The following is a 14,622-nucleotide window of genomic DNA, read 5'->3' on the forward strand; positions in this document are numbered from 1 at the left end:
TAGGCTATGGCGAGCAAAGGAAAAGCACAGATCGCGAGGTCAGCGGATCAGCCGGAGGAAGTCGCGGCACCCGAGGCTGCCGATCAGGCGGTGTCCGGGCAGGAGGCTGCGCGGGCCGAGCAGGTCGCTGGTCCCGCTGATGCGGAGGCCGCGGAAGGGCTTGCGGCGCGCCCCAAAGACCGGCGGCGCTGGCAGCGGCTGAAAACCGTGGTGCGCGTTGTGGCCGTCCTATGCTTTCTTGGGGCTGGCGCGGTTTATTTCGGGATCGGCACCCGCATCGATGCGCCGCAATGGCTGCGCCAGAAGGTCGAAACGCGCCTGGAACAAAGCCTTGGTGGTCTTCAGATCGAGTTTGGGGAAATCCACCTTGTTGTGAACAAGGGCTGGCGCCCACGGCTCGGGCTGCGCGATGTGTCTCTGGCGCAGGCGGATGGAACGCCGGTAGCGCGGCTGGCGGATGCGCAGGTGTCGCTGGCGATGCGACCCTTGCTGAGTGGGAAGTTTCAGCCCCGTAAGATCTGGCTCAGCGGGCTTTTTGCCTCTTTGCGGCGCGGCGCGGATGGGAAATTCGAACTCAGCCTTTCCGAGGCGGGATCGCCGTTCCGCGAAGCATCCGACCTGCCGCAATTGATCGAACACTGGGATACCCAATTTGAACGCCCGGTCCTTGCCGCACTGTCCGAGGTTGAGACCGAAGGTTTGACGCTGCGCTATGAAGACGGCCGACTGAACCGGGTCTGGACACTGGACGGCGGCACCGTGCGGCTGGCGCGTGAGGACAGATCGCTGGCCTTGTCTGGCGGCTTTTCTGTGCTGAGCGGGCGGCAGTATGTTGGCACCATTGAGGCCAACTACAAATCCGACATCGGCGATGCCTCAGCCGAATTCGGGTTCCTGATCGAAGAGATCGCGAGCGAGGATATCGCGGTTCAGGCGCCGGCGCTTGGCTGGCTTCAGGCGCTGCGGGCACCGATTTCCGGCTCGCTCCGCGGTGGCCTGGGCAGCGAAGGCGAGCTGCTGACCCTTTCCGCTGGCTTGCAAATCGGGCGTGGCGTGATCCAGCCGTCGGAAGAAACCCGCCCCGTGCCGATCCAAAGCGCGCATAGCTATTTCACCTACTACCCTGATCAGCAGGCCCTGCAGTTCGATGAGCTGAAAGTCGAAAGCGGCTGGGTCTCAGGTACGATGGAGGGGCGCGCGCATCTGAGCGGGATCGAGAACGGGCGGCTCACAGAACTGGTCGGGCAGTTGCAGTTTTCCGACCTCAGCCTCAACCCGCGCGACCTGTACGATCAGCCGCTGGAACTGGCGGGCGTTGGGGTGGATTTTCGGTTGGAGCCGGAACCCTTTAGCCTGACCCTGGGCGAGGTTTTGATCCAGGACGGGGATTCCAACATCCTGCTCGACGGCAAGGTCTCCGCCGAAGAAGCAGGATGGACCTATGCGCTGAATGGTCATGTGGATCAGATGTCGGTGGATCGGATCAAGGAATTGTGGCCAGCAGCGGCGCCGCCGAAACCGCGCGAGTGGGTGCGGGATAACCTTTATCAAGGTACTGCCCGCGATGCCTATGTGGCGTTGCGTGGCGCCGGGCTGGAAAAGCCGTTTCTGCATCTGGATACCACCTTTTCCGGGGTCGATGCGCGCTTTCAGAAACATCTGCCGCCGGTGCGGGGCGCTGATGGCCATTTCAGCATCCACGGCACGCGTCTGGTGGTGATCGCCAGCCGGGGCACGGTGACCGCCGATGACGGTGGCGCTGTGGATGTGACGGGCACGTCTTTCATCATTCCCGACACTTCGATCAAAGGCGGTGCGCCGGGGATCGTCCGGGTCAAGGCCTCGGGTGCGGTAACGGCGGGGCTGTCGCTGCTCGAACGTCCGCCGCTCAATATCATGTCCAAGGCGGGGCTGCCGGTGAAGCTGGCAGAGGGCCAGGTGCAGGTCAGCGGAACCTTGTCGCTGCCCCTGCGCGCGGGCGTGCCGCCAGAAGAGATCCTTTATCACTACACGGGCAGCGTGACCGGCGTCAGTAGCGGGGTTCTGGTGCCGGGACATCCGGTCGCCGCAGAGCGGCTGGAGCTGTCGGGGGATCAAAGCCACGTGCAGCTCTCTGGTGCTGCGACCCTGTCGGATGTGCCGCTGACGGCAACATGGCGCCAGCCGGTTGGCCCCGGTACCGATCCGACCAGCTATGTCACCGGTAAGGTGGCGCTTTCGAACGCGGTTGTGGAGAGGTTCAATATCGGCTTGCCGACAGGGTCCGTCTTTGGGACCGGTCAGGGCGAATTCGTGCTGCGCCTTGCGCCCGGGGTGCCACCCGAGTTGAACCTACGCTCGGCGCTCGAAGGGATCGGTCTGCGTATTCCGGCGCTGAGCTGGCGCAAGGCGGAGGCGGACACGGGTCTTCTGGATCTTGTGGTAACGCTGCGGGCGCAGCCCTCGGTGGACCGGCTTCGGGTCGAGGCTGCGGGGTTGAAGGCCGAGGGTACCGTGACCACGCGGGAAGATGGCGGGCTGGACCGAGCGGCCTTTAGCGCAGTGTCGCTGGATGGCTGGCTGCGCGGACCGGTGACATTTGTCGGGCGCGGGGTGGCGGCACCGGAAATCCGTATTGGCGGCGGCGTGATCGATATGCGCCGGGTGCCTTTTACCAGTTCCAGCGGCAGCAGTGGCTCCGGGTCGGGCGGCACCGGACCGATCCTCTTGAGCCTTGATCGGCTGCAGGTAACTGACAGTATCGCCCTCAATGGGTTTCAGGGGCGGTTTTCCACGGCGGGCGGCTTCAATGGCAAGTTCACCGCGCGGCTGAATGGTCAGACCCCGCTGAGCGGTATTGTGGTCCCGGACAAGGGCGGCACGGCGACGCGGATCAAGTCCGAGGATGCCGGCGGGATCTTCCGATCGGCCGGGGTGTTGCGGCACGGTCAGGGCGGCAGTTTTGACATGACGCTGGTGCCTGCAGCCACGCCGGGCGAATACGATGGCCGCATGACCGTGCGCAACACGCGGGTGAAGGACGCGCCCTCCATGGCAGCGCTGGTCAACGCGATCAGCCTCGTGGGTCTGGTCAATGAACTCGCCGGGCAGGGGATTCAGTTTTCTGAAGTCGAAGCAAAGTTCCGCCTTGGCGCCACCCATCTGATCGTTCACGAAAGCAGTGCAGTGGGGCCGTCGATCGGTCTGTCGATGGACGGGAATTACAATCTCGAGACCACGGCACTGGATATGCGGGGGGTGATTTCCCCGATCTATGTGCTGAACGCCATCGGCAGCGTCCTGACCCGCAAGGGCGAAGGGTTGATCGGCTTTTCCTACCGGCTGCGGGGCACGGCGGATGATCCCAAGGTGCAGGTCAACCCTTTGTCGGGCCTCGCGCCGGGCATCTTCCGCGAGCTGTTCCGGGGCCGGGCGCCGGAGGTGCCGGGGCAGACCCCCGCCGCGCCGCCGCCCACCAGCGGGCCATTGGCGCCCGAAGAGGTGCCAGCCGCCCCGACCGCTCCTCAGGCCGGCGAACGCTGAGCACACAGGCAATCTGGCGCAGATTGCCATGGCCAAGGCATCACAAAGCTCCTATATGCCGCCGCATGAAACTGAGCGATTTTGACTTTGATCTCCCCGAGGATCTGATTGCAACCCGCCCTGCCTCTCCGCGCAGCGCGGCCCGTCTTCTGGTGGCCGAAGGGGACCGGATTACCGATGCGCGGGTTTCAGACCTGCCGGAGTGGTTCCAGCCCGGTGATCGTCTGGTGTTGAACGACACCAAGGTTATTCCAGCGCGCCTGTCGGGGCAGCGCCATCGCAGCAGTGCGCAAGGCGATACCTCCGCCCGCATCGAAGTCACCTTGCTGGAGCCGGGCGCAGACGGTACCTGGAATGCCCTGCTGAAACCCTTGAAAAAGGTAAAACCGGGCGAGACGATCCGTTTTGCCGATGGTTTCAGCGCCGTGCTGGAGGGTGTTGCCGACGGGCAGGGCGCCCTGCGGTTCAATCTGGAAGGCGATGAATTCGAGGCGGCTTTGGCCGAGGCGGGCGCCATGCCGCTGCCTCCCTATATCGCCGCCAAACGTCCGGCGGATGCGCAGGACAAGACCGATTACCAGACCGTCTGGGCGCGCCACACCGGCGCGGTGGCGGCGCCGACTGCCTCGCTGCATTTCGATGCACCGCTGCTGCAGGCGCTGAAGGATCGCGGTGTCGCGTTCAGCTATGTCACTCTGCACGTGGGCGCGGGCACCTTCCTGCCGGTCAAGGTCGAGGATGTAACCACCCACAAGATGCACGCCGAATGGGGGCGGGTCAGCCCAGAAGCCGCTGCCGAAATTGCAGCGACCAAGGCCGCAGGCGGGCGCATCATCCCGGTGGGGACCACAGCGCTGCGACTGATCGAAAGCGCCGCGCGCAGTGGTGCGATTGCGCCTTGGGAAGGGGAGACAGATATCTTCATCTATCCCGGTTTCACCTTCCATGTTGCCGATGCGCTGATGACCAATTTCCACCTGCCGCGCTCGACCCTGATGATGCTGGTTTCCGCGGTGATGGGGCAGCAGACCGTGCGGCAGATCTATGCCCATGCGGTCAAGACCGGTTACCGGTTCTTCTCTTATGGCGATGCGTCGCTTCTGATACCGCCGACGACGGCAGAGCGTTAGATCTAACCACAGGCAGATCCATAGAAAACACAGAGCTTTCCGCCGTAAACGTGACGGCGGGATGAAATCGACTGTGCGATCTGCGATAGTTCTTTCCAGAATCCGCATCCGCAGATAAGGGCGGAAGATGCGAAATGAAACACCGCCTGCCGGATCCGAAACCGGGGGCAGGCGGCGGATGCAAAAGGATACGGGCAATGCTGCAGGTACTCTCAAGCGCATGGGCGCTGCTTCTGGGGATGGGAATGCTGATGATCGGGAACGGTCTTCAGGGCACCATTCTTGGGGTGCGCGGCGACCTTGAAGGGTTCTCGACGTTGCAGATGTCCTTTGTCATGTCCGCCTATTTCGTCGGCTTTCTGGGCGGCTCGCGGATGGCGCCGGAGATGATTCGGCGGGTCGGCCATGTCCGCGTCTTTGCGGCGCTGGCCTCGCTGATTTCTGCCGTGATGATTCTCTATCCCGCGATCACCAATCCCTTTGCCTGGATGGCCGGGCGGGTGCTGATCGGGTTTTGCTTTTCCGGCGTGTATGTCACCGCTGAAAGCTGGCTGAACAATGCGGCAGACAATGCCAACCGCGGCAAGGCGCTGTCGCTTTACATGCTGGTGCAGATGCTGGGCATCGTCTCGGCGCAGGCGCTGATGCTGCTTGGTAACCCGTCGGGCTATGAGACCTTTGTGATCGCCTCGGTTGTGATTTCGGTGTCCTTCGCGCCAATTTTGCTGTCAATTTCGCCGACGCCTGCCTTTGACACCACGAAACCGATGACCCTGCGCCAGTTGATGGATGCATCGCCTCTGGGCTGCGTGGGTATGTTCCTGCTGGGCGGCGTCTTCTCGGCCCAGTTCGGGATGAGCGCGGTCTACGCGGCTTCGGCCGGGCTGACCTTGCCGCAGATTTCGCTGTTCGTCGCGACCTTCTATGTTGGCGCGCTGGTGCTGCAATATCCGCTGGGATGGATTTCCGACCGCATGGACCGGCGCGTGGTGATCCTGTTCGCGGCGGCCTTCAGTGGCGCAGCGGCGGTTCTGGGTATGGCGATGGGCGCGAATTTCTGGATGCTGCTGCTGGCGGCCTTTTTTATCGGCGGGATGACCAACCCGCTTTACTCGCTGCTGATCGCCCATACCAACGACTATCTGGATTACGACGATATGGCGGCGGCCTCGGGCGGGCTGGTCTTCATCAACGGCCTTGGCGCCATTACCGGGCCACTGATCACCGGTTGGCTGATGGGCGAAAGCGTCTTTGGCCCGCCGGGATTCTTCCTGATCATGGCGGTGCTGACCTTTGCGCTGGCGGCATACGCGCTTTATCGGACGACGCAGCGTGCCTCGATCGCAGCCGAGGATTCGGGCACCTTCGCGCCGATGGCTCCGACAGGCTCGCCCGTGGCGGTCGAATTTGCACAGGAATACGTCATCGAAACCGAGATGGAAGAGCAGGAAGCCGCGCATGAGGCCGGGTGATTGCGCTAACCTGCAGGAAACGTGAGCAATATTTCACCAATTGCCGCTCCTGTTGCAATTTGTGACGGTTCTATGACTTGCCATGAGGGGGCAAAATCTTCTGAACTTGGAGGTAGGCAACACTTTTGGAGTAAATGGGATGGTTGGCCCCGAAGAAATCCTTGAATTCTGGCTGGATGAGGTCGGAGAAAAGGGCTGGTATGTGCAGGATGATGATCTGGACGCGACCATCCGCAAACGGTTCGGAAAGGCCTGGGAGGAGGCCTGCGAGGGCAAGTTCTCGCTCTGGCTCACCTATCCCAGTGGCACCCTTGCCTATATCATCCTGATGGACCAGTTCCCGCGCAATATGTTCCGCGGCGAAGGGCTGGCCTTTGCCTCGGATGAGATTGCGCTGGCAGTGGCCAAGAACGCGCTGAATAAGAAATGGGATCTGAAGATCGATGAACCTGCGCGGCAGTTCTTTTATCTGCCGCTGATGCATTCGGAAAACCTGTGCGATCAGGAGCGCTGCGTGCGCCTGCTGAAGGAACGGATGCCCGAATATGGTGCTGCCAATCTGCTGCACGCGCGCGCCCATCGCGATGTGATCCGGAAATTCGGCCGCTTCCCTTATCGCAACGAGGCGCTATTGCGCCACAGCACCGAGCCGGAGCGCGACTATGTCGAAGCCGGCGGTTATGGCGCCACGATCCGGACCTTCCAGCAAGCCAGCTGAAGCGAGGGGAGCGACTATCCGGGTGCATCCCTGACGCTGACATTCTAAAGGCGCTGTCTGCCCGGTCGGACAGCGCCTTTTCTGTGCCGGGCTTTCGGCGTCAGACAATCCGTTTTCCATCCCTCCATGCAGCCAGCCGTGATCACATCTTCTTGAAACGGTCGTCGCGGGATGACTGCGCTGGAGCGGGATTTTCTGTGGTCTGTAGCAGGGACTGTGCCTATGGTTGTTCTGGCGCGCAGGTTTCTGCGGTGAATGCCGGTTGGTGTAAATGCCAACCACGTTCCCAAAGGCTTTTGTCACTGCGAGATTGCAGCGTGCAAAAAATTGGTTTAACGGTAAACTAGTTTCAGATCCAGTTTGGCGAGGGATATCATGGCCGCACAAACCTATGACGTGATCGTAATCGGCGCAGGCCCCGGCGGCTATGTGGCTGCCATCCGCGCGGCCCAGCTGGGGCTCAAGACCGCGGTCATCGAGCGTGAGAACCTGGGCGGCATCTGCCTCAACTGGGGCTGCATCCCGACCAAGGCGATGCTGCGTTCCTCCGAAGTGTTCCACCTGATGCACCGGGCCAAGGAATTCGGGCTCAGCGCCGATGGCATCGGCTACGATCTGGACGCGGTGGTGAAACGCTCGCGCGGGGTGGCAAAACAGCTGTCTTCGGGCGTCGCGCATCTACTAAAGAAAAACAAGGTCACCGTGATCATGGGCGAGGCGACGATCCCCGCCAAGGGCAAGGTCTCGGTGAAGACCGACAAGGGCACCGAGGACCTGGCGGCCAAGAACATCATCCTCGCGACCGGCGCCCGCGCGCGGGAGCTGCCGGGGCTGGAGGCAGACGGTGATCTGGTCTGGACCTACCGCCACGCGCTGACCGCACCGCGGATGCCGAAAAAGCTGCTGGTGATCGGATCAGGTGCCATCGGCATCGAATTTGCCAGCTTCTTCAACACGCTGGGCGCCGACACCACAGTGGTCGAGGTGATGGACCGGGTGCTGCCGGTCGAGGATGCCGAGATTTCCGGCATGGCCAAGAAGGCCTTTGAGAAGCAGGGTATGAAGATCATGGAGAAATCCATGGTGAAGCAGCTGGATCGGGCAAAAGGCAAGGTCACCGCTCATATTGAGGCTGGCGGCAAGGTCCAGAAGATGGAATTCGACACGGTGATCTCGGCCGTTGGCATCGTTGGCAATACCGAAGGGCTGGGTCTGGAGGCGCTTGGCGTCAACGTTGACCGCACCCATGTGGTGACCGATGAATTCTGCCGCACCGGCGTCGAGGGGCTTTATGCCATCGGAGATATCGCCGGGGCGCCCTGGCTGGCGCATAAGGCCAGCCACGAAGGCGTCATGGTGGCAGAGCTGATCGCAGGCAAACACGCCCATCCGGTCAAACCCGAAAGCATTGCAGGCTGCACCTATTGCCATCCGCAGGTGGCTTCGGTCGGCTATAGCGAGGCCAAGGCCAAGGAGCTGGGGTACGACATCAAGGTGGGTCGTTTCCCCTTTGTCGGCAATGGCAAGGCCATCGCGCTTGGAGAACCCGAAGGGCTGGTCAAAACCATCTTTGACGCCAAGACGGGTGAGCTGCTGGGCGCACACATGATCGGCGCCGAGGTGACGGAACTCATTCAGGGCTATGTGGTGGGCCGCCAGCTGGAAACCACCGAGGAAGACCTGATGAACACCGTCTTCCCGCATCCGACGCTGAGCGAGATGATGCATGAAAGCGTTCTGAACGCCTTTGACCGCACCATTCACTTCTAAGCGCTGCGATATGTGACACACGCACCGCCCAGAGCCATTCCCGGCTTTGGGCGGTTTTTTATTGAGCGGCTGGTCGCTGCAATTGTTTCGAGGTATTGCGGCGAGGCATATTTATCATGACCTATTCAGACGGGATTTCAGCATGACACCGAGCCAGGACACCCGCTGGAGTGTGATCCTTCTGATTTGGGGCGCTGGCCTTGGCGCTGCAGCGCAATATGGCAAGGTGAGCGTGGTCTTCGCCGAGATGGCCGAGCTGTTTCCCGATGCGGGCAGCGCCATCGGATTCACGGTGTCGCTGGTTGGGTTCCTCGGGATCGGGCTGGGTGTCATTGCGGGCATGGTGGTGGCCTCTTTCGGCTTCCGCCGCACGCTTGTGGCGGCCCTGGCCAGCGGCGCTGCGATGTCCGCCCTGCAAAGCGTTGATTTGCCTTTCTCGCTGTTTCTGGCCACCCGCGTGATCGAAGGCTTGTCGCATCTGGGCGTGGTGGTGGCGGCACCGACCCTGATTGCCCAGATCAGTTCCAATCGGCACCGGGGCGCGGCGCTGACGCTGTGGAGCACGTTTTTCGCGGTAGCCTTTGCGTTCCTTTCGTGGTTTGGCGTTCCGCTGGCACGGATGGCTGGGGTTCAGGCGCTGTTTGCCACCCACGCCGTGATCATGGCAGCGCTGGCTTTGTTGCTGCTGCGGGTGCTGCGCGATGTGCCGGTGCCGCCGCGCCAGCCGCTACCCCGGTTCGCCGATCTACCGCGTCTGCATCTGGAGATTTTCCGCTCTCCCTGGCTGTCGGCACCTGCGGCTGGCTGGCTGTTCTACACCATCTGTTTCGTCGCGATCCTGACCGTCCTGCCGCCCTATCTGGCGCCACAGGTGCGGGGTTTTGTGATGGGCGCGATGCCGTTGACCAGCATCGCAGTGTCGATGACGCTGGGGGTGTTCCTGCTGCGGCGGATCCATGCAGTGCCACTGATCCAGGCGGGCTTTGCGCTCAGCGCGCTGGCGCTGGTCTGGATGTGGGCCGATCCCGGTGCGCCGCTGGCCTGTCTGGCGCTGGCCGGGGCGCTGGGGCTGGTGCAAGGACCGAGTTTTGCCTCGGTGGCGCAGCTCAATTCCGGGGCGGTCGATCAGGCCAGCTCCAATGGCGCCCTCGCCATGGCCGGTAATCTTGGCAATACCATCGGCACGCCGCTGATGGTCTGGGTGCTGGGGCTGGCGGGCTATAATGGCATGATCGTGACCGGCGTCATTGTGTTCATCTGCGGATGTTTGGTGCATGGCTGGCTGGCGGCACTGCGCAGAAAATCAAATGTTCGCTGAACGTTCTCGATTTTGGGTTGGAGACTCGGAAAGCTTTGCCTATCTGTAGGGTCGGGCGACCGGTGCAGGCCGGGGCGCGGATAACGGGGGTTCCATGGCTGAGCTGAAGTCCATCGAGGTGCGCGGCGCGCGCGAACACAACCTGAAAAACATCGACGTGGACATTCCGCGCGACGAATTGGTGGTGATCACCGGCCTTAGCGGCTCGGGCAAGTCGTCGCTCGCCTTTGATACCATCTATGCCGAAGGGCAGCGCCGCTATGTGGAATCGCTCTCGGCCTATGCGCGCCAGTTCCTCGACATGATGGAAAAGCCCGATGTGGATCACATCAGCGGCCTATCTCCGGCGATCTCCATCGAGCAGAAGACCACCTCGAAAAACCCGCGGTCTACCGTTGGCACCGTGACCGAAATCTACGACTACCTGCGCCTGTTGTTCGCGCGGGCAGGGACGCCCTACAGCCCGGCGACCGGCCTGCCGATCGAGGCGCAGCAGGTGCAGGATATGGTCGACCGTGTCATGACGCTGGAGGAGGGCACGCGCGGCTACCTGCTGGCGCCCATCGTGCGGGATCGCAAGGGCGAGTACAAAAAGGAATTCCTTGAACTTCGGAAGCAGGGCTTCCAGCGGGTCAAGGTGGACGGCGAATTCTATGAGCTGGACGAACCGCCGACGCTGGACAAGAAGTTCCGCCATGACATCGACGTTGTCGTCGACCGGATCGTTGTGCGCGAAGGGCTGGAAACCCGGCTGGCGGACAGCTTGCGCACCGCGCTGGATCTGGCTGATGGCATCGCCATTCTGGAAACGGCTCCGCGTGAAGGCGATCCCGAACGGATCACCTTCTCGGAAAACTTTGCCTGCCCCGTCAGCGGCTTCACCATCCCCGAGATCGAGCCGCGCCTGTTCTCCTTTAACGCGCCATTCGGTGCCTGTCCGGAATGTGACGGGCTGGGAATGGAGCTGTTCTTTGACGAACGTCTGGTGGTGCCGGATCAGAGCCTCAAGGTTTATGACGGCGCGCTGGCGCCCTGGCGCAAGGGAAAATCTCCCTATTTCCTGCAGACCATCGAGGCGATTGCCAAGCACTATGAGTTCGACAAGAACACGCCATGGAAGGATTTGCCTGCCCATGTGAAGCAGGTGTTCCTTTATGGCTCGGGCGATGAGGAAATCCCGTTCCGCTATGACGAAGGCGGCCGGGTTTACAACGTGACCCGCGTTTTCGAAGGCGTCATTCCCAATATGGAACGCCGCTACCGCGAGACGGACAGCAATTGGATCCGCGAAGAATTCGAACGCTACCAGAATAATCGCCCCTGCGGTGCTTGTGGCGGCTACCGTTTGCGGGAAGAGGCGCTGGCGGTGCGGATCGCCGATATCCACGTCGGTCAGGTGGTGCAGAAATCCATCCGCGAGGCACTCGCCTGGATCGAGGAGGTGCCGGATCACCTCAGCACCCAGAAACAGGAAATCGCCCGCGCCATCGTCAAGGAAATCCGCGAACGGCTGGGTTTCCTGAACAACGTCGGCCTTGAATATCTAACGCTCAGCCGGAATTCCGGCACGCTCTCGGGCGGCGAGAGCCAGCGGATCCGACTGGCCAGCCAGATTGGTTCAGGCTTGACCGGGGTCCTGTATGTTCTGGATGAGCCGTCCATTGGCCTGCATCAGCGCGACAACGACCGGCTGATAACGACCCTGAAAAACCTTCGTGATCAGGGCAATACGGTGATCGTGGTCGAGCATGACGAGGATATGATCCGTCAGGCCGACTATGTGTTCGATATCGGCCCCGGTGCCGGGGTGCATGGCGGGCAGGTGGTGAGCCACGGCACGCCGCAGCAGATCGCTGCCGATGCGGCTTCGGTCACCGGGCAGTATTTGTCAGGCGTGCGGGAAATCGAAATCCCTGCCAAACGGCGCAAGGGCAACAAGAAGAAAATCAAAGTGGTCAAGGCGACCGGCAACAACCTGAAAGAGGTGACAGCCGAATTCCCGCTTGGCAAATTTGTCTGCGTATCCGGCGTATCCGGGGGCGGTAAATCCACTCTGACGATTGAAACCCTGTTCAAGACCGCCTCGATGCGCCTCAACGGGGCGCGGCAGACCCCGGCGCCGTGTGAGACCATCAAGGGGCTGGAACATCTGGACAAGGTGATCGACATCGACCAGCGCCCCATCGGCCGCACACCGCGCTCGAACCCGGCGACCTATACCGGTGCCTTTACTCCGATCCGCGACTGGTTCGCGGGTCTGCCTGAGGCCAAGACGCGCGGCTACAAGCCGGGGCGGTTCTCCTTCAACGTCAAGGGCGGGCGCTGCGAGGCCTGCCAGGGGGATGGCGTCATCAAGATCGAGATGCACTTCCTGCCGGACGTCTACGTGGAATGCGAGACCTGCAAAGGCAAGCGCTATAACCGCGAAACACTTGAAGTCACCTTCAAAGGCAAGAGCATCGCGGATGTGCTGGATATGACCGTGGAAGAGGCGCAGCAGTTCTTTGCCGCCGTGCCCTCGATCCGTGACAAGATGGACGCGCTGATGCGGGTTGGTCTTGGCTATATCAAGGTGGGCCAGCAAGCGACCACGCTGTCAGGCGGTGAGGCGCAGCGGGTAAAGCTGTCCAAGGAACTGTCGAAACGCTCCACTGGCCGGACACTCTATATCTTGGACGAACCCACCACCGGTCTGCATTTCGAAGACGTGAAAAAACTGCTCGAAGTGCTGCACGAGTTGGTGGATCAGGGGAATTCGGTGGTGGTGATCGAACATAACCTTGATGTCATCAAGACCGCCGATCATATCATCGATATCGGTCCAGAAGGCGGTGATGGTGGCGGGGAAATCGTCGCCACCGGCACGCCGGAACAGGTGGCCGCAGAGCCGCGCAGCCATACCGGGCGTTATCTGAAACCGATGCTGGAGCAAGCGGGCAGGGTGGCTGCCGAGTAAGGCAGCCTCTCCCTGCGGGCGCGGCTCAGATTATTCCAGGATGTCCGCAACCGCACCGATCAGGTTCAGAACCTTGCGGGTTTCAGGATCGACACGATAGAGATATCCGTCGCTGCGGTAATAGGTGTACCTCGGGTCCAGCCTGTACCGCTTGGGGTCGCGCAGAATGATGTAGTTCATCAGCCTGTCCCCCACCGCGTACGGGCCACGGTGCTTGCCCACCTGACCCGGGGGCACGCAGGGAACGGACTTCTTGGCCAGCCCCGGCGGGCAGCCCTTCGGCGCGGCGAAACTGGCGGCGGGGAGGCTGAGGCCGAGAATGACAGCAGTGATGATGAAACGCATGACGCTCCTTTCCTGTGCTTTGTGCCAACCGTTGATTGGCGGTCAGCGCAAAGGATAGCGCGCCAAGCCGGTGCCTTCCCTGCGAAACCATCTGGGAGCAGTTGTTCAGCCTGATTTTGCCGATTGGCCGGATCAAAGCGGCAGATTGCAGCCAAATCCGGGAGTCCAGTCGACCAAATCCCCAGCGGTCGCTATTTCTTCATCGGGCAGGTATTGACGCCAAGGATGGAATACAGAGGGCAGGTCCCGAGCAGACCCGTCACCAGCGGCACCACGCCGATCCACATCCACCAGCCATAGCCCATCAGCGCGCCTACGATCAGCAATGCGCCGATGACGATGCGCAGGATCTTGTCCAGACCCCCAACGTTGTTTGCAAACATGGCATGTCCTTTCCTCGTTATGGGCAGAGAATACCCGGCGTCAGGACGGTCGAACATGATGTGGGTCAATGAAAAGGGGCGGCACCATCCGGTCCGCCCCTGTATTTGATCGGCAACTGATCTGTTGCTGTGCCTTAGTCGCGGCTGCGTTTTTCGAACCGGGGCAGCATGGCCGAGAAATCCATGCCCATGCCGTCCTCGTTCTCGACGAATTGCGCATAAAGCGCCTGTGCGAGCTGGCCCATCGGTGTATCCGCATCGGCGCTGTCTGCGGCTTGTTGTGACAAGCGCAGGTCTTTCAGCATCAGCTCGGCCGCGAAACCGGGCTTGTAATCGTTGTCGGCGGGCGATTGCGGGCCGACGCCCGGCGCCGGGCAATAGGCGTTCATGGTCCAGCTGTAGCCCGACGAGGTGGAGACCACATCGAACATTTTCTGCCGGTCCAGCCCCAGCTTGTCGGCGAGTGCAAAAGCTTCGCAGGTGGCGATCATGGTGACGCCAAGGATCATGTTGTTGCAGATCTTGGCCGCCTGACCGGCGCCCGCATCGCCGCAATGCACGGCCTTCTGCCCCATGATGTCAAACAGCGGCTTTGCCTTCTCGAAGGCCTCAGCCGAGCCGCCGGCCATGAAGGTCAGCGTACCGCCCGCGGCGCCGCCGATGCCGCCCGAAACCGGCGCATCCACGGGCAACAGGCCTGCCGCGGCGGCTTGCTCTGCTACGGCGCGGGCGGAATCCACGTCCACGGTAGAACAGTCCACGAATGCCGCGCCCGCTTTCATCGCCGGGATGATCTCATCCGCCACGCTGCGCAGGATCTGGCCGTTGGGCAGCATGGTGATGACCACGTCGGCGTCCTTGGCGGCTTCGGCCCCAGATGGGGCCATGGTGACGCCCTCGACCTTGACCTCAGCCATGTCAAAGCCGGTGACATCATGGCCTGCAGCGGCCAGGTTGGCCGCCATCGGGCCGCCCATATTGCCAAGGCCGATAAATCCGATCTTCATG

The 14,622-nt window shown here is 61.8% G+C and carries 10 protein-coding genes; 7 read left to right on the forward strand and 3 right to left on the reverse strand.

The genetic code is table 11. The features are described from left to right. Window positions 1-6 precede the first annotated feature (6 nt). The 7 genes from AC5SSZ_RS06285 to uvrA all read left to right on the forward strand — a co-directional run bounded on the left by AC5SSZ_RS06285 (window position 7) and on the right by uvrA (window position 12,886). A complete protein-coding gene (locus AC5SSZ_RS06285) occupies window positions 7-3,522 on the forward strand; it encodes a YhdP family protein (protein WP_495437630.1) in 3,516 nt (1,171 codons plus the stop codon). Window positions 3,523-3,587: 65 nt separating this feature from the next. After that, window positions 3,588-4,652 (forward strand): tRNA preQ1(34) S-adenosylmethionine ribosyltransferase-isomerase QueA, encoded by a 1,065-nt coding sequence (queA, locus tag AC5SSZ_RS06290; RefSeq protein ID WP_495437631.1) that lies wholly within the window; start codon window positions 3,588-3,590, stop codon window positions 4,650-4,652. Between the two features lie 197 nt (window positions 4,653-4,849). Beyond that, window positions 4,850-6,124 (forward strand): MFS transporter, encoded by a 1,275-nt coding sequence (locus AC5SSZ_RS06295; protein ID WP_065270385.1) that lies wholly within the window; start codon window positions 4,850-4,852, stop codon window positions 6,122-6,124. A gap of 139 nt (window positions 6,125-6,263) precedes the next feature. Beyond that, window positions 6,264-6,842, forward strand: a complete 579-nt coding sequence (locus AC5SSZ_RS06300) for a DUF924 family protein (protein ID WP_495437632.1) — start codon at window positions 6,264-6,266, stop codon at window positions 6,840-6,842. A 375-nt stretch (window positions 6,843-7,217) separates the two neighbouring features. Continuing rightward, window positions 7,218-8,612: a dihydrolipoyl dehydrogenase gene (gene lpdA / locus AC5SSZ_RS06305; RefSeq protein WP_274837128.1), complete on the forward strand. Its 1,395-nt coding sequence runs from the start codon at window positions 7,218-7,220 to the stop codon at window positions 8,610-8,612. A gap of 142 nt (window positions 8,613-8,754) precedes the next feature. Further along, complete coding sequence (locus tag AC5SSZ_RS06310; protein WP_495437633.1) at window positions 8,755-9,930, forward strand: MFS transporter; 1,176 nt, start codon at window positions 8,755-8,757, stop codon at window positions 9,928-9,930. Window positions 9,931-10,024: 94 nt separating this feature from the next. Continuing rightward, window positions 10,025-12,886 carry an excinuclease ABC subunit UvrA gene (gene uvrA, locus AC5SSZ_RS06315; RefSeq protein ID WP_274829247.1) on the forward strand — a complete coding sequence of 954 codons (2,862 nt, stop codon included), beginning with the start codon at window positions 10,025-10,027 and terminating at the stop codon, window positions 12,884-12,886. Between the two features lie 30 nt (window positions 12,887-12,916). On the opposite strand, the gene AC5SSZ_RS06320 is transcribed toward uvrA, so the two are convergent. The 3 genes from AC5SSZ_RS06320 to mmsB form a co-directional block, all read right to left on the reverse strand. After that, complete coding sequence (locus AC5SSZ_RS06320) at window positions 12,917-13,231, reverse strand: excinuclease ABC subunit A (protein WP_274833718.1); 315 nt, start codon at window positions 13,229-13,231, stop codon at window positions 12,917-12,919. 191 nt (window positions 13,232-13,422) lie between these two features. Further along, complete coding sequence (locus AC5SSZ_RS06325) at window positions 13,423-13,614, reverse strand: YgaP family membrane protein (protein WP_065270379.1); 192 nt, start codon at window positions 13,612-13,614, stop codon at window positions 13,423-13,425. 134 nt (window positions 13,615-13,748) lie between these two features. Then, window positions 13,749-14,621: a 3-hydroxyisobutyrate dehydrogenase gene (mmsB, locus tag AC5SSZ_RS06330; RefSeq protein WP_274833716.1), complete on the reverse strand. Its 873-nt coding sequence runs from the start codon at window positions 14,619-14,621 to the stop codon at window positions 13,749-13,751. Window position 14,622: the final 1 nt, after the last annotated feature.

The sequence above is a fragment of the Phaeobacter sp. CC-HEC084 genome, from assembly GCF_059429255.1.